We start from the raw sequence: 19,223 nt of genomic DNA, 5'->3' as shown, positions 1-19,223 counted from the left end.
ATTTTCAAAAAAATAACAATCCATTACATATAAGGACATTCCCTAGGGAGAATGGATGAACATCAAAAAAAACGCAGCAGAAATCTACCGAAATGAAATAACAAAACTTCGCAGTAAAAACAAGTCAGTGTATATTTTTATGTCTACAGCAACAGACCCTTATCAGCCAATTGAACGTAGAGTAAAAATGACAAGGATGCTGTTGGAAGAAATGATGAAAAACCCCCCTGATATCCTTCAAATTCAAACCCGGGGGCCGCTTATCACGAGAGATATCGATTTACTAACGGAATTGAGAAAAAAATGTGAAGTCCTGATCTCTATGACCATTAAAACAGATCGGGAAGATATAAAGCGAATTTTTGCTCCATATGCACCTGGAATCAAGTTGCGCATCAAAGCATTAAAGGAAATACATGAAGCAGGCATACCTACTCAAGCTTCCATTTCTCCTGTATTGCCTTTCACCCCTGACTTTCCAAAAGCATTAAGCGGAATCGCGCAGCATATTTGGATTGATACGCTAAGTATAGGGGATGGGGCATGGGGAAGCGTTCAGAGAGATTAGGGATGCCACATTTGTTTAAGGAGCATAGTTTAGAAAAATGGTATCTCAAAGATTTACACGTAAGAGTGCAGAAATATTTTAGTAAATATTTTCATCATCAATTGATTAGGGTGTCTAAGAACGAAGGATTTCCACGGTTTTTGAAAAATATGAAGTAAGTTTTAAATGTGCTGGAAAATGGAATGTGGACAAATATTCATAAAAAGGCCCCTGATCCATTCAGAGGCCCTTAGCATTTGTCTCCTGCAACCCTATCCAGCCATTCATTGATCAAAGTGTTAAACAGTTCCGGTTGTTCGATTTGCAAATTGTGACCCGCTGTATCCATTACAGCGAATGTACCTCGCGGAAACTTGTCTATCACGCTGAGAGCATCTTGAAAACCAACAACAGAATCCTGTCTTCCTAAAAGAAATACACTTGGTCTATCAAAAGAACCATGATCAAATTCAAATGAAAATCCGTAATTATTTTTAATCTTGCATAAAAACTTTTCATCAGCCATTTGACAACCGCTTACGATTTCTTTGTTATACCTTAACCAATTATATTCATCCAACTTCACTGAAATACTTTGGAATTCTTCTAATTCCGCCTTCTTTAAACCTTCAATAAATTCGGCATCTCTTTTCAAGATTCTATGTTCCCCAACTGTTCTGCCTTCTGCATCAGGGACAATAACAGGACATATAAATGCTGCACCCAGTATTTGTTCTTTTTCCTTTTCGATCATTCCCCTGGCGATATATCCGCCGTAGGATTCACCGGCTATCAGGTATCTTTCATTGGGAATCACTTCCCGAATAAATTCAGCAACCGCATGTAACATATCATCAGAACTGCTGATTTCATGATAATTTTTAGTCAGCCCCATACCGGGAAGGTCGATATATATATACGTCTCCATCCATCCCTCTTACGAAATACAGGTTCCATGCAGCCGCTCATTAATCTATGGTCAGGTGTAAAACCATGAATCATCAATATCGGCGTGCCTTCACCTATATCTTCATAATAAATTTCTGCCTGGCCGACTTTGCAATAAGCCATTCAAATACCCTCTTTCAAATTTAGTTATCATCGTTTGGCCTGACAAAACACTTTTAAAAATGAACTACAGCTTATTAATAATGACGGTTAATTTATAGTTGACATGCCTGTTTAAGTCGATCAGAAACTGGTCTAACGTTTCATTGGACGGAAATTTGCATTCCAGGAGGTAACAACCGTCTCCACTAATTTTATAGTTATTGATAACGTATTCATCTTGTGTTTTGATAAAGGATAAATAGGGTTGATGATGCGTATTTTTGGTATAGATATTGAGCATCACGTGAACGGGATAACCTAGCTTTTCTTCATTTACTTTAATTGTATACCCCTCAATCACTCCGTTATCTTCTAATTTAACGACCCTGGAGGCAGCTGCTTGCCCTGTCAAATGGACTTTTCCGCCCAGCTCTTTCATCGTAATACGACTGTTTTGAGATAACTCTTCTAATATTCGCCTGTCCGTATGATCCAACATACAACCAAATCCTTTCAAACCGAATGTTACATCATATGTATAGTGAATTACTTTTCATTAAATGCATGTAAAAATTGTCTCCAATTAAGATATATTTTAGCCCACTTTGAGCATTTACACAAAATAAATACATTCTTTCAAAAATCAAGTCAAACGGCCAAAAGACTTGATTTTAGCCATGTATTTGTGAATGGCTCATCATATAAACTATACGTAAATTAAAAGAAAAGGAGCTTAAAACATGAACATTCAACAAATTCGTAATGCCACGCTTGTAGTCGATTATGCAGGCAAAAAGTTTTTAATAGATCCAATGTTGGCTGAAAAAGGCGCCTACCCTCCATTTCCAAATGCGCCAAGACAAGATCAAAATAATCCTTTAGTTGAATTGCCAACATCTGTCGATAATATTATTAAAGATATTGATGCTGTCATTGTTACTCATTTACATTTAGATCACTGGGATGAGGCTGCTAAGGAGATATTGCCAAAAGATATCAAGTTGTTCTCCCAAAATGAAGAAGATGCAACAGAAATCCGAAATGCCGGATTCAAAAATGTCGAAGTGTTAACAAAAGATACAGTCTTTGAAGGCATACAATTAATCAAAACGAAAGGCGAACACGGAAGAGGAGAAATTTTGAAAATGGCAGGTCTTGTATGCGGCGTTGTGTTCAAACATCAAAGCGAGAAAACATTATATGTAGCCGGAGATACAGTATGGTATGATGCCGTTCAAAAAGAGATTGATACACATCAACCAGACATTATTGTCGTCAATGGCGGGGATAATCAATTTTACGAAGGCGGTTCTCTCATCATGGGTAAAGAAGATGTCTATGAAACGCATAAGGCTGCTCCAAACGCAAAAATCATCGTGAGCCACATGGAAGCTGTCAACCATTGGGGATTATCAAAGGAAGAATTAAAATCCTTTATTCATGAAAAAGGCATCTCCGCTCATGTTTTAGTTCCTGAAGATGGCGAATCATATTCATTTTAGCTAAGAAGAGGAGCGTTCATGATGTCCCTTGAAAACAATAAAGAATTAGTCCGCCGTTTCTTTGAAACCATTGAACAAGAAAAGTACGATGACTTAAAAGACTTTTGCCATAAAGACTTTGTATTCTATCCGCAATTAGATACACCGTTTCCGGGTGTAGAGGAGGTTAATTGAATCTGAAAAGAAAAACTTTGATGCTTTTCCGGGCTTTAAAATGCCAATTAAAGCGATGATTGCTGAAGGCGATCTTGTATCAGTTTATTTTATTTTTGAAGGTAAGCACACAGGGACTCCATTTGCCGGTGTCCTTGGGAACGGGGAAAGCCGTTAAGTTTTCTCTTATGATTCTTTTACGTATTGCTGACGGCAAAATTGTTGAGCAGAGATCTCATGTGGATGTACATGAGATTCTCCGTCAGCTTCATGCTTAATTACTTAAATGAAAACGAACAGTACTTTTCTTAGCTTGTCTATTTATCTGGTTAGAAGACTCCTTTTTTAAGGGGCTTCTTTTATATACTAAAAGGAGTGTTTATTGTGAAAACAAATGTGAAGATTGATTGGAACAATGGTATCAAAGGGAACGGATCTCTGAAAACAGAATCCCTAAATACAAAGATTGCGATTCCTGCTGAATTCGGTGGAAGTGGAGATGGAGCTTCTCCAAAAGAAATTCTGATAGCGTCTGCAACAGCTTGTTATACATCTGTTCTTGTATCTATGATCGAATCAAGGGATCTTCCTGTAATCGGTGTGGCGGTTGATTCTGAAGGGCTTAACTCTGATGATGAATTTAAAATTCCACCGGCCTCGTATCGTTTTATCAGAGAAGGCGACAGAAAAGCAAATTCAATCAGCAAACCGAATATTTGCAGCAGCTGATAGAGGGTGCACGATAGGAAACTTGTTAAAAAAAGCAGATGTCAAAATTGAGGTTCAAGGAGAAATCTTTACTAAATAAATCATGGTTTTGTTAGATAACAAGTTTTAAAATTTGATTAACCTTTTGTCGTTCAGTATTATACGTATAGAGGTATAAGTATGGGGGAGGTGATTGAATTATTTAGTACTGTTAATTGCGATAGGCTGGTCTGTATACAAAAGGTTATCACCAGTTGAAAACTTAGGGCATCTGACAGAAGTGCAATTACGGGCAAAAACGGAAAACAAACTGGAAAATGTGAGAGAAGCGCATGAATTTCGTTCCGGCCACATTCCTGGTGCAGTGAATATCCCGTAAGCTGTGGTTCATCAACGTTGTAAAAAGATTCCTATATATTGCCAAAGCGGCATGCGCAGTAAACGGTTTGCAAAGATAATGCAGAAAAAGAATGATAAAGATATTTATCATTTGTCTGGCGGCATCTCTTCATGGTTGGGAAAGATAAAAGAAAACAGGGAGGTTAACTGATGGAATACGATGATCAATTAAAAAACAGGATAAAACGAATTGAGGGTCAAGTGCGAGGAATATTAAAAATGATGGATGAAGGCAAAGAGTGCAAAGAGCTCGTAAGCCAAATGTCAGCGGTGCGTTCTGCATTAGATCGGGCCATTGGAGTAATTGTAAGCAGTAATTTAGAAAAATGCGTGCGCCTTCAAATCGAAAGGGGAGAAGATACCGAAGATCTTATTCAAGAAGCGGTTAATTTATTGGTGAAAAGCAGATAATGAATAGCTGGCTGTATATGATACAGCCCCTGTACCGTATAAGCGAAAAATTTTTTACCAATTATTATACCCCGGTAGGTATAGCGGGTTGAAACTCATATTTTTTTGCATCGCATTATACCCATACAGGTATATGTATATTAGATGGAGGAGAGATGATATACATGTCAGACCAAAAAGAGAAAACGACCATTGTTTTATTCAGTGGTGACTTAGATAAAGCTATTGCCGCTTTTATTATTGCTAATGGAGCCGCTGCTTATGATCATGAGGTAACAATTTTTCATACATTTTGGGGTCTTAACGCTTTAAGAAAAGATGAACCGGTGCCGGTAAAGAAAGGGCCGCTTGAAAAAGCATTCGGCTTTATGATGCCCCGGGGTTCAAAGAAATTCGGATTATCTAAAATGAATTTTGCCGGTATCGGGCCTAAAATGATCAAACATGTCATGAAAAAGCACGGCGTGCTGTCTCTGCCTCAGCTGATTGAAATGGCGCAAGAACAAGGAGTTAAGCTTGTTGCCTGTACAATGACAATGAACTTGTTAGGCTTGCAAAAAGAAGAACTTATCGACGGTATTGATTATGCAGGAGTTGCCGCATATCTCGGGGATGCCAACGAAGCAAAAGTGAATTTATTTATATAACGGTCTTCAAATTAAACGGTGCTTTAAGGAATAGGGTTGCCGGAGCGATCAAATGGAACCGGTGATACAGAAAATGAGTATGGAGGGATGATTGATGAACATCAAATCTGACCGCGTGTTAGATGCGAAGGGGCTTGCTTGTCCAATGCCCATTGTAAAAACAAAAAAGGCCATGAATGAGTTAGAACCGGGGCAGGTAATGGAAGTGCATGCTACTGATAAAGGGTCTCTTGCTGATATACAGGCATGGGCAAAGGGAAGCGGTCACCAGTATCTCGGTACAACAGAAGACGGAGATATATTAAATCATTATCTTCGCAAAGCCAGTAACTCTGATATAAAGGTAGAAAAAAAGTTTCCTCATACAATCCAAAATGAAGAGCTTCAAAAAAAGGTAGAAGCGAAAGAGCAAATAACAGTTGTAGATGTCCGGGAACCCGCAGAATACAGTTCCGGCCATATTCCCGGAGCCGTTTCAATTCCGTTGGGTGAACTCGAAAAAAGAGCAAACGAACTGAATAGAGACGGGAAAATTTATGTTGTTTGCCGAACAGGTAATCGAAGTGATCTAGCTGCCAAAAAACTTGCCAATAATGGTTTTGAAAATGTAGAAAATGTTTTGCAAGGTATGGCGGAGTGGTCAGGACCTGTTGAAAAAGATCAATAAAAATGGGCTAAGGCAGGCGGTCACGAGTTGCTTAAAGATACAGAAGAAGATGGTGTATTAAAGTTTTGGATTAAAAAGGTTAAATGTGATAAAAGGGGGCTATTCCCCTTTTTATTGATGGAAAGGAGGAAAGTTAGTGGACATATCTTTTATTCTTCTACTATTTTTAATCGGATTAGTTGGTTCTTTTATGTCTGGGATGCTTGGCGTTGGGGGAGCCATTATTAATTATCCTTTGTTATTATACATGCCTGTGTTATTTGGGTTTACAGGCTTTAATGCTTACCAGGTTTCAGGTATTGTGGCAGTCCAGGTTTTTGTTGCAACATTTTCCGGTGTATGGGCTTACCGGAAAGGCGGTTACTTAAATAAAGAACTTATCACCGTTATGGGATTAAGTATTCTGATCGGAAGTCTAGTCGGTGGTTATGGGTCACATTTTTTCTCCGAAGATTTCATAAACTTGGTTTACGGAATATTGGCGATAATCGCCGCAGTCATGATGTTTATTCCAAAGACAGGAACAGAAGGTCATCACAGTGATCACGTTCGCTTTCCGAAGATATTAACCTCAGTAATCACTTTTGCAGTCGGCTTGGCTTCAGGCATTGTCGGTGCCGGCGGCGCTTTTCTGCTTGTTCCGCTCATGTTAGTCGTTTTAAAAATACCTACACGAATCACAATCGCAACATCACTCGCAGTTACATTTATTTCATCGATTGGAACAACAGCCACAAAGCTCATCATTGGACATGTTCCTATTATGCCGGCTTTGGTTATAATAGCTGCCAGCCTAATGGCATCCCCGATAGGTGTTTTAATTGGCAAGAAGATGAAGGCTAAAGTTCTTCAAGGTATTCTGATATTCGTTATTTTGATTACAACCGTGAAAATCTGGTTTGATATCTTACATTAATGTTTAAAGTTTTCTATATTATCTGTTTTGAAGGAGGAATTGGATGAAAGAGGTTACAGAGCTGACTGCACTGGTGTCAATTGAGAAATTCATAAACGATCATAAATTAAGTTTTATATATATATCAAGGCCTCAATGCACAGTATGCCACTCTGTTCTGCCGCAGCTTAGAGTACTGCTCGCTCGATTTCCGAGGGTCAAATTGGGACATATCAATGCTGACATAGTGGAGGAGGTTGCCGGCAGGTTTTCAGTCTTCACAATTCCTGTGCTTCTTTTGTTTATTGAGGGAACCGAATGTCTAAGAGAAGCGCGTTTTGTTCATTTTGACCAGTTTGAACAGAAGTTAAAGAGAGTCTATCGATTGTACGAGGAATAGATAGCTGAGGGAGGGTCCATGATGTGTCAAAACCCGACTTTTTTTGAACGGTATAAAGAAGAAGGAAAGTCAATGGAAAGCGGCTATTTAAGGCAGATCTTCGACCATTTGCAGGATGGAATCATCATGATGGATCAGGAACGCAGAATACTGGTGATGAATCCGGCCGCAGAGAAGATGACGGGATGGAAAGTAGGGGACAAGGTTCCGTACTGTTCCTACTGCCAAACGAGAAAACTGGAAGAGGGAGAAGAGCGTTGTTATTTGCTGGCCAAACGGGAAATTCCTTATTTTCTTTCCTCAATGCCCACCTATGAGGGGCGATTCGTCGACATGGAGATGAGTACGGCTGTCATTTATGAAAACGGCGATCAAAAGGAAGTCCTTTTGGTCCTGAAAGATTTAACGATGAAGAAAAAGGAAGAGGAAGCCAGGATCTCCAAGCTCGTTCTGCAAAAAACGTTAGAAGCCCAGGAAAACGAACACAAGCGGTTGGCCCAGGAACTGCACGACGGCGTAGGGCAATCGCTTTATTCGGTTTCAGTAGGCATTCAAGCGATTCGATCGCGCATGAAGCAGGAAGATCCATTTAAAGAATACATGCAGGAAATCATCGATGAACTGGAAAAGGCGATACAAGACATCAAGCTCTACTCTCTTCAGCTGCGTCCGCATAGTCTTGATCAACTGGGGTTGATCCCTACTGTCGAGCACCTTGTTTCCGGTTTAAACAAGACGCATAAAGATGTTTCTATTACATTTGCCTCAAGCAATGTCAGCAATCGCTTGTTGCCGAGTGTGGAAATCAATTTGTACCGCGTGATCCAGGAAGCGCTGCATAACGCCCTGAAATATTCGCAGGCGACACTTATTGAAGTCATACTGTATAAAGAAGGCGGTGAACTCGTTTTAATGATTCAGGACAATGGCATCGGTTTTGAGCGCGGGCTGACAGAGGAAGGTCTGGGATTCAAACATATGAAAGAGAGAGTCGATCAGATGGAAGGAAGTCTTCGGATTCATTCCGCACTTCAGAGAGGTACGTCTATTAAAGTGAAAGTACAGTATAAGGAGGGGAAGGAGAGTGATCAGGGTATTGCTGGTCGATGACCACATGATGATCCGCAAGGGAATTCGTGTGCTTTTGGAAGGTTTTTCTGAAATTGAAATTGTTGGAGAAAGCCACAATGGCAACGAAGCCGTCCTCAAAACCGGTCAGTTGAAACCGGATGTCGTGCTGATGGATTTGTCAATGCCAAATGGATTGGATGGATTCACAGCAAGCAGCGAGATCCGAAAGCTGAATCCATCTGTTAAAATCGTGATTTTGACAATACATGATGAGGAAATTTTTGTTCATAAAGCGGTCGAGGTGGGGGCCCATGGGTACGTTTTGAAAAACAGCGATTATCAGTTGCTTTATCAGGCGATTGTCGAGGTGCACAGAGGAAAACTCTTTTACAAGACATCTGTATCGCAAGACATCATTAAACAATGGCTGAATTCAGAGTCCAAAAAGCCGACTTCTGTTTTAACTGTTCGCGAAAAGGAGATTGTCAGACTCATTGTGCTGGGTTATGCCAATAAAGAGATTGCCGATAAACTCTCGATCAGCGTCAAAACCGTGGAAAACCACAAAACGAATATCATGCAAAAGTTAGAGCTGGACTCGAAACACGAATTGATCCAATATGCGATTAAAAACAAATATCTGGATCTGGCGTTGTAACAGACTGCCTTTTGTCAGCTCGGGAAGACGGGCCTCACATAAAAGTAGGGGAGTTCCCCTATATAGAAAAAGGGAGATCAGTGTTACCTTAAAAACAGAGATACGCATCTTTACGAAAAACATCAACTTTCTAAAAGCATAAGGGGGTTGACTATGGCAAGACAAGTTCGTTATTCCGTTGTCATTGTTGGAGCAGGGACTGCCGGCATCTGTGTAGCAGCCCGCCTCGTCCGGGCTTCTAAAAAACTCAAAGGACACATTGCCATCATTGACCCGCAAACAAAGCACTACTACCAGCCTTTGTGGACATTAGTCGGAGGCGGAGCAGCGAAGAAGGAAGAGTCGGAGCGCGATCTGGCTTCCCTGATTCCTGCCGGGGTCGACTTGATCGGCGATGCTGTAACGGAGTTTCGGCCGGAACAGAACACACTCCTTACAAAACAAGGAACGATCGTTTCCTATGATTATCTTGTTGCAGCAGCCGGTTTGCACATCGATTGGAACGGGGTCAAAGGTTTGAAAGATGCGGTCGGAAAAAACGGGGTTTGCAGCAACTACTCGTACGATACGGTAGACAGCACTTGGGAAAACATCCGCAACTTTAAAGGCGGAACCGCCATTTTCACTCATCCGGATTCTCCCGTGAAATGCGGGGGAGCTCCACAGAAAATTATGTACTTGGCAGACGACTATTTCCGCAAGTCAAATGTTCGCAATCAGTCGGACATTATTTTTGCATCTGCTAAATCAATCATTTTCGATGTCCCCAAATATGCAAATGCGCTCGAAAAAGTCGTCCGGCGCAAGGACATCCAAACGATGTACAAACGAAACCTGGTCGAAATTCGGCCTGATTCAAAAGAAGCCTTGTTCGAGAATCTGGAGACGGGGGAACAGGAAGTACTAACATACGATCTTCTTCATGTGACACCGCCGATGAAAGCGCCTCTATTTATAAAAGAAAGCGCATTGGCGGATGCCGGCGGATGGGTCGATGTTGATCCGTACACTCTGCAGCACAAAAAGTTTGCCAATGTTTTCGGAATTGGAGACTGTGCCAACCTCCCGACGTCCAAAACAGGGGCGGCGATTCGCAAACAGGCTCCGGTTGCGGTGCAAAATCTGCTGTCCTTGATAAAAGGATCTTCATTAGATGCAAAGTACGATGGATACACCTCATGCCCCTTGGTTACAGGATACAACAAACTCGTGCTGGCCGAGTTTGACTATCACAAGGTGCCGCAAGAAACGTTTCCATTTGATCAGTCCAAAGAACGATTCAGCATGTACCTGTTAAAAAGAAGATTGCTTCCCATCATTTATTGGAATGGCATGTTAAAAGGACTGATGTAAGGGAGGACAAAGTTAACGTCCGTGTATTTAGATGATGTGCATGATGCAGGATTCCAAAACAGTTTTCTCAGAAAAAATAAATGATGATTCAAGGGGAGGAATACAACATGTTGTTGCGCTACTTTTACGATGAAAAGCTGGCCCATGCATCCTATCTGGTCGGCTGCCAAAAAACAGGGGAAGCGATTGTGATTGACCCCGGCCGCAATCTAAAACCGTATTTACAAGCAGCCAAAGAAGAAGGACTAAGCATCACAGCGGCCGCAGAAACCCATATTCACGCCGATTTTGTTTCCGGTGCCCGCGAACTCGGCGTTATACACCAAGCGAAGCTGTATCTTTCCGATGAAGGCGATGCAGATTGGAAATATCAATATATTGATGGATTGAAACATCAACTTGTGAAAGACGGTGATCGCTTTTCCATCGGAAACCTGATGTTTGAGGTGATGCATACCCCAGGCCATACCCCGGAAAGCATATCTTTCCTGTTGACGGACAGCGGAGGAAATGCGGACCGTCCAATCGGAATCTTTACGGGAGATTTCGTCTTTGTAGGCGACATCGGCAGACCCGATTTGCTCGAAAAAGCGGCGGGGATCAAGGGAACGTCAGAAACGGGGGCGAGAGAGATGTTCAAGTCACTCATGAAGTTTAAACAACTCCCGGATTACCTGCAGGTCTGGCCGGCACATGGCGCAGGCAGCTCTTGCGGCAAGGCATTGGGAGCGATTCCGACCTCGACTGTCGGCTATGAAAAGCTGTTTAACTGGGCAATGGCTTACACCGATGAAGAGGAATTCGTAAAAGCCTTGCTTGATGGACAGCCGGAACCGCCAAAATATTTTGCCGTGATGAAACGCGTGAATAAAGAAGGCCCAGCATTGCTTACAGATCTGTCTGCTGTTCCAGAGATCACTTCGATTGAACAAGTGAAAGATTTGCAGAAAAAAGCGCAAATTGTGGATACCCGACCTTCCCGGGAATTTGCTGAAGGGCATGTCAAAGGCACAATCAACATTCCATTTAACAAGGCGTTTACGAACTGGGCAGGCTGGCTCATTGACTACAATCGTCCTGTGTACTTCATAACGAATCCGGATAAAATGAGCGAACTTCTAAAAGCGCTGCGCTCTGTAGGCATTGACAATGTGGCAGGGGTTATGGACAGCGGCAAAATCCTGGCAAGCGGCGCTTTTACACTTGAATCGTACACGGAGATACCACCATTGGATATTGCTAAATTGGTGGAGGACGGATTCGTGCACGTCCTTGATGTCCGCAATCTGACTGAATGGCAGGAAGGCCACATTCCGAATGCGCAGCACATCATGCTGGGGACGCTCCAGGAACGGCTGGATGAAATTAAAAGAGACTGTCCGATCCTTGTGCAATGCCATTCCGGAGCCCGGTCCGCCATCGGGGCCAGCATCCTGCAAGCAAACGGCGGGTTCAAACAAGTATTGAGTTTGAGCGGCGGCATTGTCCAATGGCAGAAAGACGGTCTCACAATCGTGTGACAAGGGTCAGCCATTTGAGCTTTAATCAAGCGCATGGAATTCTATTAAACCGTTATTCTAGAAAAAGATGAAAGAGGCCGAGATTCTCTTGCTCCCGGCCTCTTTACTGATATTATTTTCCCTTCTACTCCGCCTGATAAAACGCATGAAACATTTTCATCAGCGCACGCTTCTCACTCCGGGATAATAACTCCGCCCTGATGTTTCTCTTTGATTTCAAACCAAGCCCGAAGCGGCCGCCTGAGGATGGGTATTTCAAATCTTTTGCCGCAACTTTACATCATTTTTTAGTCATGCCAATTAAAAAGCACCATGATTGATTAATTAGATAAAATCTTTTTACAATGATGTCATGGTTTATCATGAAAATTATATTTTAATTTACTGCAAATTAGATAAGGAGTGAGCATATGTCACGGATGGAAAATAAAACATTTAATTGCGAGAAAGAGTTAACGCTCAACATCATCGGAGGAAAATGGAAAATGCTGATTTTGTGGTTTCTGGGAAAAGAAGGTACGAAAAGGTTTGGGGAATTGAAAGCTCTGATGCCCGGCATTACTCAAAGAATGCTGGTGAATCAGCTGCGTGAATTAGAAGAAGAATATTGTACATAGGGAAGTATATCCTGTTGTTCCCCCGAAAGTTGAATATTCCCTAACAAAACAAGGAGAAAGTTTAATGCCTATATTAGAAGCTATGTATGAGTGGGGTAAAAATTATATAGATACCAATTTTTTCAAATATGATAAATAGGAAGATTGATTGGAGATACTGTTTTGGAGACAGTATCTTTTTCTATACCATATGAGTAAAAGTATAGTATGTAAAAAAAAAGTGCGTACTATAAAGGGGTTATCCTTCTTGCTATACTCTTCTTGTAAGTGAAATATCAAGAGAATCATCCGCGGAATTCATATTGATAATTTAAAAACTGGGGTGACTTATAAGTGGAATTACAGTTAGCATTAGACTTAGTCAATATACCGGAAGCCATCAAAGTAGTAAAAGAAGTAGAAGAATACATTGACATTGTCGAAATCGGTACGCCGGTTGTGATTAACGAAGGACTTCGTGCAGTAAAAGAGGTAAAAGCCGCTTTCCCGAATTTGAAAGTACTGGCAGACCTTAAAATAATGGACGCAGCCGGGTATGAAGTTATGAAAGCCTCAGAAGCAGGAGCTGATATTATCACTATTCTAGGTGCTGCTGAAGACATGTCCATTAGAGGCGCTGTAGAAGAGGCAAAGAAATCTTGGTGGATATGATTGGGGTTAAAGATATAAAAGCGCGAGCCAAAGAATTAGATGAATTTGGCGTTGATTATATTTGCGTGCATACGGGTTATGATCTTCAGGCCATTGGCCAAAATTCATTTGAAGACTTAATGACAATTAAGAATGTAGTAAAAAACTCAAAAACGGCTATTGCAGGCGGAATTAAGCTGGACACATTGCCTGAAGTTGTTAAATTAAACCCTGATTTGATTATCGTTGGCGGCGGTATAGCAATCCAGGATCATAAAGCGGCAGCAGCCGCAGAAATGAAGCAGATGATCCAACAATCATGAAGGCTTATGATTATTTAAAAACGATCATCGCAGAACTGAATGATGCAACTTCTCGTATTCAAGAGGAAGGAATAGAGGATTTAATATCCAGTATTATATCTTCAGAAAAAGTGTTTGTTTCCGGTGCAGGTCGTTCTGGATTAATGGGGAAGTCATTTGCTATGAGATTAATGCACATGGGTATTTATGCGTATGTTACTGGAGAAACAGTAACACCTTCATTTACAGAGAAAGACTTGCTTATCGTAGGCACAGGATCAGGAAAAACAGAAAGTTTACTTCACATGGCGGAAAAGGCAAAAGATATCGGAGGTACCGTAGCAGCAGTTACAGTCTCTCCGGATTCACCGATAGCTGAAGTATCTGATCATATCGTGCAGCTGCCCGGTTCACCGAAGGATAAAGCGGCAAGTGATAAACAGACCATTCAACCGATGGGGTCGCTTTTTGAACAGACTCTTTTACTGTTTTATGATGCCGCCATATTGCGAATGATGGAGATGAAAGGGCTGAATACTCAGCACATGTATGGGAATCATGCAAATCTTGAATAGATATGTATTAGTAAAGTAAAGGCGCAATTTTCATAAGGGATGTTGCGCCTTTTTTCTGTGAAGGTGTAATTCATTTACATTACATTTGAGAACAGTAATAGCATTCGAAAAAAGGTTTGAAACGATAATTAGCATTAGATTTTAATCTGATGAGCTATTTAATTTTCCTGGTCTCCAAAATTTCATTTAAGGTAATGTTTTTAACATTTTTGCAGGCTTATCCTGTCAGACATTTCTTCGGGGAAGAACAAAAAAAGAATCGATTATTGTTTCCTTTTAGCTTCGAGTCATGTCTTATCGTAAGAATCGAAACCCATCGCTTATTCTGCAGCAGCTGAGACACATTGAGAAGCCGTATCAAATTCTTTTCTCATCTTTCTCGAACTTCAAAATTCAACAATCGATGTTCTGCCAGCAGTGATTTGGGTAACAAGTAATCCTTCGTCCTTATAATTTCCATTAATAAGCGTTTTTTAAATCGGCAAATAGCTTATGACAATTACGAATAGCGAGAACAGGACAATCCCTATGCTAAACCATTTATAAAGAACCAAAAGTGCGATATATTCACGAATCAATGCTGTAGGTAAAAAATATAGAGCTGTCGGAGCGCCGACACCCTGCGCTTTTAATCCAGCTTTTCTAGCATACAATCCCCCGCGAAGTACATGGTAATTATTTGTGGAAAAAATAATCGACGGTTCATGATTTTTCTTTTGCCAATCTTGTAAAATTACGTTTTTCGAAAATGTCATATTTTCGAAGGTTGTGGTGGATTGATCCTCTAACAGAATTTTTTCATCAGGAATGTTTTGACTTAGGAGATATTTTCTCATCGCAAATGCTTCTGAGACAGGCTCATCTGCTCCTTGACCTCCGCTTACGACAATTTTTGCTTCTGGATTCTTATGATAATACTCAATCGCTTTGTCTAATCGACTTCTTAAAAGTGGCGGAACGTCTTCGCTGCGAATTCCTGAACCTAAAACAATGATATAGTCTATTTTTTTGGTAAATGGAATCATTTGATACATCCACGAATAGAAGAGATAACAAACAAAGAAAAAAGAAAATAACAGGTCACAAAGTAAAATAAATATTAATATTGCCCCTAGCCAATAAGGAATCTTGTTTCCACCCATGACTACTAAATAAATAAATGCAGGTACAGAGATTGTTAAATTGATTCCTAATAAAGCAGAAAGTTTTGCAGTTGCGCTGCGTCCTTCTTTTGTGTTCATCATGCGAGTATTATAAATAAAATAGCCGCAAATACCAAAAAAGAGCAAAGGGAAAAAGCCATAAACAATCAAAAGTACAACCAAAGAAACAGAATCTGACAACTCGCTGATTTTTTCCATACCCAATAGAACCAAGGTGATTGATAAACTTAAACCGCCAAAAGTCAAAATCATTCCTCCGAGAAAACTGCGTCTCTCTTTCAGAAGAATAACTGCTCCTGTGAAAAGAAACACACACGAAATGAGTATAAGTGGCATAAATTGTCCTCCTTCAATTTAAAAATTTATTTTCTAAAGAGCATCTACGTATTCTTAATATTTCACCAACACTTAATATACTGGTACCGTTTTGGTTATTCATTGTATCACTTTGCATAGGCTTTTTTTTATGTTTGAATCCCTGAAATCCGACAGTTTGATCTCGAAAGAAGTTTTTATAAGCTCTATAAAGGTTTAGTAGAGCGTCAGCCAATGCCAAGCTAGCCCCTAATTATATTGTGCAGGTGCTGGAGCTTGATCTTACCTTGCTTCCTTGAAAAGGCGTGATTCATTCAAAGAGGATTAGATTATAAACCCTACGAATGATTTAGGAAAGAATTTTTCTTATTTTCCTGTCTAATTCGGATACTTTCAACCGTTCCGTAAGATTCATCTGCTTTTGTCATTGTTTTTCCTTGTCAGATAAGGCCGAAATATAATGTTAATGCCTGCCGGTTCATATTATTTGATGGGTTTCACCTTGTTTAGAGCCTTAAAAACATAATCGGGAAACTTCAGATTCTTTAAATCAATAGCTTTTTTGGGTAGTGTCGCGGCTTTATCTATGTCTAGTACATTCCTGAGTCCTTATTGCCCGAAAGTACATCACATATGCCCGTACGGACGATATTTTTTTCCTTTTTTTAAAATAAAATAAAAGGGATCAAATTTTTCCGTTGCCGATTAACGTGATTTGTGAAATGCTGGGTGTTCCTTTTGAAGCTCAAGATCAATTCCGCAAATGGTCCAACCCGATCACTGAAAGCGTGAATAATCCTCCATTAATGCAAGATAGCGAAGAAGCGATGATGCATTTGTCGAGTATCTAAAGAAATTGATTGCTTTAAAGCGAAACGACTTGCAGGAGGATTTGATAAGCGACCTCATCAGTGTCGAGGATGATGGAGACGTTTTGACCGAGCATGAATGATATGCAATGGTATTTGTCCTCATTCTCGCAGGTCATGAAACAACGGTCAACCTCTTTGGCAATGGAGTGCTTGCCTTGCCGGAACATCCTGAACAGAAGGAAATGCTAAAAACTCACCTTGAGCTTATTCATTCAACGGTAGAAGAAAAGCTGCGCTATAACGGACCTGTTCACCTCATTAACGTGAGATGGGCTTCCGGGGATGTTGAGCTGGAAATAAACGCATTCAAAAAGGCGAAATGGTGTTTATTTCGTTAACTTCTGCAAATCGGGATTCCGAACAATTTACCGATCACGATACCTTTGATATTACAAGAGTAGCTAATAACCATATTGCTTTTGGAAAAGAGTTCATTATTGCTTTGGTGCGCCGCTCGCCAGACTAGAAGGAGAAATTGCCGTTCGTATACTTTTGGAGCGAATGCCTGAACTAAGATTGAAAACAAGGAGCGATTTGCTGGTGGATGCAAGGGACGCTGATCCGCAGTTTGAAAGAAATACCTCTTCTGTTTTAAAAATATCGACAGCAGAAAAAATATAGTGAATCGTGACATCATGATCTACGGATAATCCGTGAAGTTTCTGTCCTTTTCATACCAATGGTTTCCAAATCCTTGGTCATTTTATGGGTGCGCATGCTAAGTCGGGAAGAAAGGAAAATGGAAGTATTGAATCTATCTTCTCAATTCACGTTATAATGATCTTTGAACTCCTAATTCGTGCAAAGGAAGTCGATCTTAAAATGACTGATATATATTCTATGAAGATGCCTGATGAGAGAAGGGATGACACCAGTCAACTGTTCGCCGCCCGGGTGCCTGTTGTGATTTGGGTAGCTGTCATTTATATGGCCACGGTTGTCTTGCAATTTATTAATCGTCCATTATTTCTGCATACCCTTCTGTATACATGTCTTATTTTCTTGCATATCGTATTCTATTGGCGGGTAAGCGGTCAGCCGCTGCAAAAACCATGGATATATGTTGCTGTACAGGGCATTTTAGTCTATTTCTCAGGCCGCATCATGCCTGATGGCTATCCGGCGACATATATTGGCTTATATGTTCTTTTAATCGGTCAGAGTGTCGGCCTCTACTATCGTACAGGTAAAGTCCTTCTATGCTCGCTTTTCTGTTTATGCTTGTTCTGCCTTGGTGTCGTTTGGATGGAAGATTTTCAGCTATTACCGTTATATTTTTTCATTATGATACCTTTAATCGTGAGCGTTGCGGGGTATGCTGTTTTGTTTTTCAGGCAGGTGCAGGCAAGAATCCGCACACAGGCTTTTCTTAAAGATCTGGAAACAGCCCATCAAAAGGTGGAGCAATTAACTGTCGCAAATGAGCGCCAGCGTATGGCGCGAGACTTGCACGACACGCTCGCACAAGGATTAGCGGGACTCATCATGCAGCTCGAAGCCGTAAATGCACACATGGACAAAGGGAATTACAAGAAATCACAGGAAATTGTGCGACAGGCGATGGACCGGGTAAGGGAAACGTTGACCGATGCTCGTCTGGCGATTGATGATTTGCGGCAAAAGACGGTTCATAATGTGGATTTTAACGAGGCTGTTCAGCATGAGGTGCACCGTTTTCAATCAGCTACCGGCATTCCATGTTCTCTTAAAATAAAATTGACGGCCTCTTTGCCCAGTCTTATAGTTGAACATGGTCACCGGATCATTAGCGAATGTTTAACAAATATTGCTCGTCATGCAAAAGCCGGACAGGCTTGGATCATAATTAAAGAACGAAGCAGCAAGCTTTATATTGAAATAATAGACGACGGAATCGGTTTTGATTCTCGAATGACAGAAAAGCAAACAGGCCATTATGGATTGCTGGGGATCCGTGAACGGGTCCGGTTATTAAGAGGGAAATTAGATGTGAAAAGCCGATTGCAAGAAGGAACAACAGTACAGATAGAAATACCGATCGATAAAGGAGAATAGCTGTGAGATACAAAGTATTGGTTGTCGATGACCATTTGGTTGTAAGAGAAGGGCTAAAGCTTATATTAGAAACAAGCGATGATTATGAAGTATGCGGTGAAGCAGATGGGGGGGAGGCAGCGCTTCGATTAGCTGAAGAATTGCAGCCTGATGTGATTTTAATGGACCTTAACATGCCGAATATGAGCGGGCTTGAAGCGATAGAACGTTTGCAAGAAAGGCATTCTGATATCCCTATCATTATTCTTACGACGTATAATGAGGACGAGCTGATGGTACAGGGGCTTGCTTTAGGGGCAAAAGGATACTTGCTTAAAGACACCAGCCGCGAAAATCTTTTCCGGACAATCGATTCGGCTATCAGAGGGGAAACGCTTCTACAGCCTGAAATCACACAGAGGATATTCGCATACAAAGAAAATAAGTCTTCATCTGAAGTTTCATCCGCCAACACAACGCTGACAGAAAAAGAGCTGTTCGTTCTACGCTCAGTGGCAAAGGGTGCAAAAAGCAAGGAAATAGGATTTGATTTAGGGATTTCTGAACGCACAGTTAAAGCGCATTTAACGAATATCTATAATAAGCTGGGTGTGTCTTCAAGGTCTGAAGCCGTTGCCGTGGCTATTGAGCGGGGAATCCTTCATTTATAAATGGTACATATGAATCTTGCCCTTTCGTACATTAGGCATTTGCCCTTATGTACGATTTTTTTTGTTTTGTTTTTGTTTAATATA

At 40.9% G+C, this 19,223-nt stretch carries 22 protein-coding genes and 4 pseudogenes; 23 read left to right on the top strand and 3 right to left on the bottom strand.

All coding sequences use genetic code 11. From position 1 onward, the window contains the following. Nucleotides 1-55: 55 nt before the first annotated feature. A complete protein-coding gene (locus tag AB447_RS05070) occupies nt 56-568 on the top strand; it encodes an SPL family radical SAM protein (protein ID WP_057957456.1) in 513 nt (170 codons plus the stop codon). Nucleotides 569-797: 229 nt separating this feature from the next. On the opposite strand, the pseudogene AB447_RS05065 reads toward AB447_RS05070, so the two are convergent. After that, nucleotides 798-1,618: pseudogene (locus AB447_RS05065) on the bottom strand (alpha/beta fold hydrolase). 64 nt (nt 1,619-1,682) lie between these two features. Next, entirely contained in the window at nt 1,683-2,096 is a 414-nt protein-coding gene (locus AB447_RS05060) for an Lrp/AsnC family transcriptional regulator (protein WP_048352987.1), read from the bottom strand. Between the two features lie 241 nt (nt 2,097-2,337). On the opposite strand from AB447_RS05060, the gene AB447_RS05055 reads away from it, so the two are divergent. From AB447_RS05055 to hxlB, 18 genes and pseudogenes are all read left to right on the top strand, one after another. Next, complete coding sequence (locus AB447_RS05055; protein WP_048352988.1) at nt 2,338-3,099, top strand: MBL fold metallo-hydrolase; 762 nt, start codon at nt 2,338-2,340, stop codon at nt 3,097-3,099. Nucleotides 3,100-3,120: 21 nt separating this feature from the next. Next, the gene (locus AB447_RS25695) at nt 3,121-3,273 is read left to right on the top strand and encodes a nuclear transport factor 2-like protein (RefSeq protein WP_156415965.1); all 153 of its coding nucleotides are present in this window, start codon (nt 3,121-3,123) and stop codon (nt 3,271-3,273) included. A gap of 40 nt (nt 3,274-3,313) precedes the next feature. Then, nucleotides 3,314-3,430: a nuclear transport factor 2 family protein gene (locus tag AB447_RS26670; RefSeq protein WP_326076453.1), complete on the top strand. Its 117-nt coding sequence runs from the start codon at nt 3,314-3,316 to the stop codon at nt 3,428-3,430. A 10-nt stretch (nt 3,431-3,440) separates the two neighbouring features. Next, on the top strand, nt 3,441-3,530 hold the full coding sequence (locus AB447_RS26665; protein ID WP_232517699.1) for an ester cyclase: 90 nt from the start codon (nt 3,441-3,443) through the stop codon (nt 3,528-3,530). Between the two features lie 106 nt (nt 3,531-3,636). Next, nucleotides 3,637-3,981, top strand: a complete 345-nt coding sequence (locus AB447_RS05045) for an OsmC family protein (protein ID WP_157769093.1) — start codon at nt 3,637-3,639, stop codon at nt 3,979-3,981. A 259-nt stretch (nt 3,982-4,240) separates the two neighbouring features. Beyond that, nucleotides 4,241-4,510, top strand: a pseudogene (locus AB447_RS27385) (rhodanese-like domain-containing protein). After that, nucleotides 4,510-4,770: a metal-sensitive transcriptional regulator gene (locus AB447_RS05035; RefSeq protein WP_048352990.1), complete on the top strand. Its 261-nt coding sequence runs from the start codon at nt 4,510-4,512 to the stop codon at nt 4,768-4,770. Before AB447_RS27385 ends, AB447_RS05035 begins: the two are co-directional and overlap by 1 nt. A 164-nt stretch (nt 4,771-4,934) precedes the next feature. After that, complete coding sequence (locus tag AB447_RS05030) at nt 4,935-5,417, top strand: DsrE/DsrF/DrsH-like family protein (protein ID WP_048352991.1); 483 nt, start codon at nt 4,935-4,937, stop codon at nt 5,415-5,417. 94 nt (nt 5,418-5,511) lie between these two features. Continuing rightward, the gene (locus AB447_RS05025) at nt 5,512-6,084 is read left to right on the top strand and encodes a sulfurtransferase TusA family protein (RefSeq protein WP_057957455.1); all 573 of its coding nucleotides are present in this window, start codon (nt 5,512-5,514) and stop codon (nt 6,082-6,084) included. A gap of 136 nt (nt 6,085-6,220) precedes the next feature. Further along, the gene (locus AB447_RS05020; protein WP_048352992.1) at nt 6,221-7,000 is read left to right on the top strand and encodes a sulfite exporter TauE/SafE family protein; all 780 of its coding nucleotides are present in this window, start codon (nt 6,221-6,223) and stop codon (nt 6,998-7,000) included. Nucleotides 7,001-7,043: 43 nt separating this feature from the next. Further along, nucleotides 7,044-7,379, top strand: coding sequence for a thioredoxin family protein (locus AB447_RS05015; RefSeq protein WP_048352993.1), 336 nt, complete (start codon nt 7,044-7,046; stop codon nt 7,377-7,379). Between the two features lie 18 nt (nt 7,380-7,397). After that, entirely contained in the window at nt 7,398-8,489 is a 1,092-nt protein-coding gene (locus AB447_RS05010) for a PAS domain-containing sensor histidine kinase (protein ID WP_048352994.1), read from the top strand. Continuing rightward, nucleotides 8,464-9,108 (top strand): response regulator, encoded by a 645-nt coding sequence (locus AB447_RS05005; protein WP_048352995.1) that lies wholly within the window; start codon nt 8,464-8,466, stop codon nt 9,106-9,108. Before AB447_RS05010 ends, AB447_RS05005 begins: the two co-directional genes overlap by 26 nt. A gap of 153 nt (nt 9,109-9,261) precedes the next feature. Further along, nucleotides 9,262-10,461, top strand: coding sequence for an FAD/NAD(P)-binding oxidoreductase (locus AB447_RS05000; protein ID WP_048352996.1), 1,200 nt, complete (start codon nt 9,262-9,264; stop codon nt 10,459-10,461). A 107-nt stretch (nt 10,462-10,568) separates the two neighbouring features. Beyond that, nucleotides 10,569-11,981 carry an MBL fold metallo-hydrolase gene (locus tag AB447_RS04995; protein WP_048352997.1) on the top strand — a complete coding sequence of 471 codons (1,413 nt, stop codon included), beginning with the start codon at nt 10,569-10,571 and terminating at the stop codon, nt 11,979-11,981. A 410-nt stretch (nt 11,982-12,391) separates the two neighbouring features. Next, a pseudogene (locus AB447_RS04990) lies at nt 12,392-12,737 on the top strand (winged helix-turn-helix transcriptional regulator). 194 nt (nt 12,738-12,931) lie between these two features. After that, nucleotides 12,932-13,551: pseudogene (hxlA, locus tag AB447_RS04985) on the top strand (3-hexulose-6-phosphate synthase). Then, nucleotides 13,548-14,105 (top strand): 6-phospho-3-hexuloisomerase, encoded by a 558-nt coding sequence (hxlB, locus tag AB447_RS04980; protein WP_048352998.1) that lies wholly within the window; start codon nt 13,548-13,550, stop codon nt 14,103-14,105. The pseudogene hxlA and the gene hxlB overlap by 4 nt, the downstream one beginning before the upstream one ends. Before the next feature lie 473 nt (nt 14,106-14,578). Here the strand turns inward: hxlB and AB447_RS04975 are convergent, their stop codons facing one another. Next, a complete protein-coding gene (locus AB447_RS04975) occupies nt 14,579-15,604 on the bottom strand; it encodes a YdcF family protein (RefSeq protein ID WP_048352999.1) in 1,026 nt (341 codons plus the stop codon). Between the two features lie 677 nt (nt 15,605-16,281). Here AB447_RS04975 and AB447_RS25690 point away from each other — a divergent pair. The 4 genes from AB447_RS25690 to AB447_RS04960 all read left to right on the top strand — a co-directional run bounded on the left by AB447_RS25690 (nt 16,282) and on the right by AB447_RS04960 (nt 19,139). Continuing rightward, complete coding sequence (locus AB447_RS25690; protein ID WP_156415963.1) at nt 16,282-16,434, top strand: hypothetical protein; 153 nt, start codon at nt 16,282-16,284, stop codon at nt 16,432-16,434. A 107-nt stretch (nt 16,435-16,541) separates the two neighbouring features. Beyond that, nucleotides 16,542-16,793, top strand: a complete 252-nt coding sequence (locus AB447_RS04970) for a hypothetical protein (protein WP_053071225.1) — start codon at nt 16,542-16,544, stop codon at nt 16,791-16,793. Nucleotides 16,794-17,277: 484 nt separating this feature from the next. Beyond that, on the top strand, nt 17,278-18,489 hold the full coding sequence (locus tag AB447_RS04965; protein WP_053075366.1) for a sensor histidine kinase: 1,212 nt from the start codon (nt 17,278-17,280) through the stop codon (nt 18,487-18,489). A 2-nt stretch (nt 18,490-18,491) separates the two neighbouring features. Then, nucleotides 18,492-19,139 carry a response regulator gene (locus AB447_RS04960; protein WP_048353001.1) on the top strand — a complete coding sequence of 216 codons (648 nt, stop codon included), beginning with the start codon at nt 18,492-18,494 and terminating at the stop codon, nt 19,137-19,139. Nucleotides 19,140-19,223 lie beyond the last annotated feature (84 nt).

This window comes from Bacillus glycinifermentans (assembly GCF_001042475.2).
Classification (GTDB): Bacteria; Bacillota; Bacilli; order Bacillales; family Bacillaceae; genus Bacillus; species Bacillus glycinifermentans.
Note: the sequence above shows the minus strand (reverse complement) of the source record. Positions and strands in the feature narration are given on the sequence as shown.

Excerpts from the sequence above, each read along its gene's own strand:
- AB447_RS05070 (WP_057957456.1), top strand. The coding sequence starts at position 56 with ATGAACATCAAAAAAAACGCAGCAGAAATCTACCGAAATGAAATAACA.
- AB447_RS05060 (WP_048352987.1), bottom strand. The coding sequence starts at position 2,096 with ATGTTGGATCATACGGACAGGCGAATATTAGAAGAGTTATCTCAAAAC.
- AB447_RS05055 (WP_048352988.1), top strand. The coding sequence starts at position 2,338 with ATGAACATTCAACAAATTCGTAATGCCACGCTTGTAGTCGATTATGCA.
- AB447_RS25695 (WP_156415965.1), top strand. The coding sequence starts at position 3,121 with ATGTCCCTTGAAAACAATAAAGAATTAGTCCGCCGTTTCTTTGAAACC.
- AB447_RS26670 (WP_326076453.1), top strand. The coding sequence starts at position 3,314 with ATGCCAATTAAAGCGATGATTGCTGAAGGCGATCTTGTATCAGTTTAT.
- AB447_RS26665 (WP_232517699.1), top strand. The coding sequence starts at position 3,441 with ATGATTCTTTTACGTATTGCTGACGGCAAAATTGTTGAGCAGAGATCT.
- AB447_RS05035 (WP_048352990.1), top strand. The coding sequence starts at position 4,510 with ATGGAATACGATGATCAATTAAAAAACAGGATAAAACGAATTGAGGGT.
- AB447_RS05030 (WP_048352991.1), top strand. The coding sequence starts at position 4,935 with ATGTCAGACCAAAAAGAGAAAACGACCATTGTTTTATTCAGTGGTGAC.
- AB447_RS05025 (WP_057957455.1), top strand. The coding sequence starts at position 5,512 with ATGAACATCAAATCTGACCGCGTGTTAGATGCGAAGGGGCTTGCTTGT.
- AB447_RS05015 (WP_048352993.1), top strand. The coding sequence starts at position 7,044 with ATGAAAGAGGTTACAGAGCTGACTGCACTGGTGTCAATTGAGAAATTC.
- AB447_RS05010 (WP_048352994.1), top strand. The coding sequence starts at position 7,398 with ATGATGTGTCAAAACCCGACTTTTTTTGAACGGTATAAAGAAGAAGGA.
- AB447_RS05000 (WP_048352996.1), top strand. The coding sequence starts at position 9,262 with ATGGCAAGACAAGTTCGTTATTCCGTTGTCATTGTTGGAGCAGGGACT.
- AB447_RS04995 (WP_048352997.1), top strand. The coding sequence starts at position 10,569 with ATGTTGTTGCGCTACTTTTACGATGAAAAGCTGGCCCATGCATCCTAT.
- hxlB (WP_048352998.1), top strand. The coding sequence starts at position 13,548 with ATGAAGGCTTATGATTATTTAAAAACGATCATCGCAGAACTGAATGAT.
- AB447_RS04975 (WP_048352999.1), bottom strand. The coding sequence starts at position 15,604 with ATGCCACTTATACTCATTTCGTGTGTGTTTCTTTTCACAGGAGCAGTT.
- AB447_RS04970 (WP_053071225.1), top strand. The coding sequence starts at position 16,542 with ATGGTATTTGTCCTCATTCTCGCAGGTCATGAAACAACGGTCAACCTC.
- AB447_RS04965 (WP_053075366.1), top strand. The coding sequence starts at position 17,278 with ATGACTGATATATATTCTATGAAGATGCCTGATGAGAGAAGGGATGAC.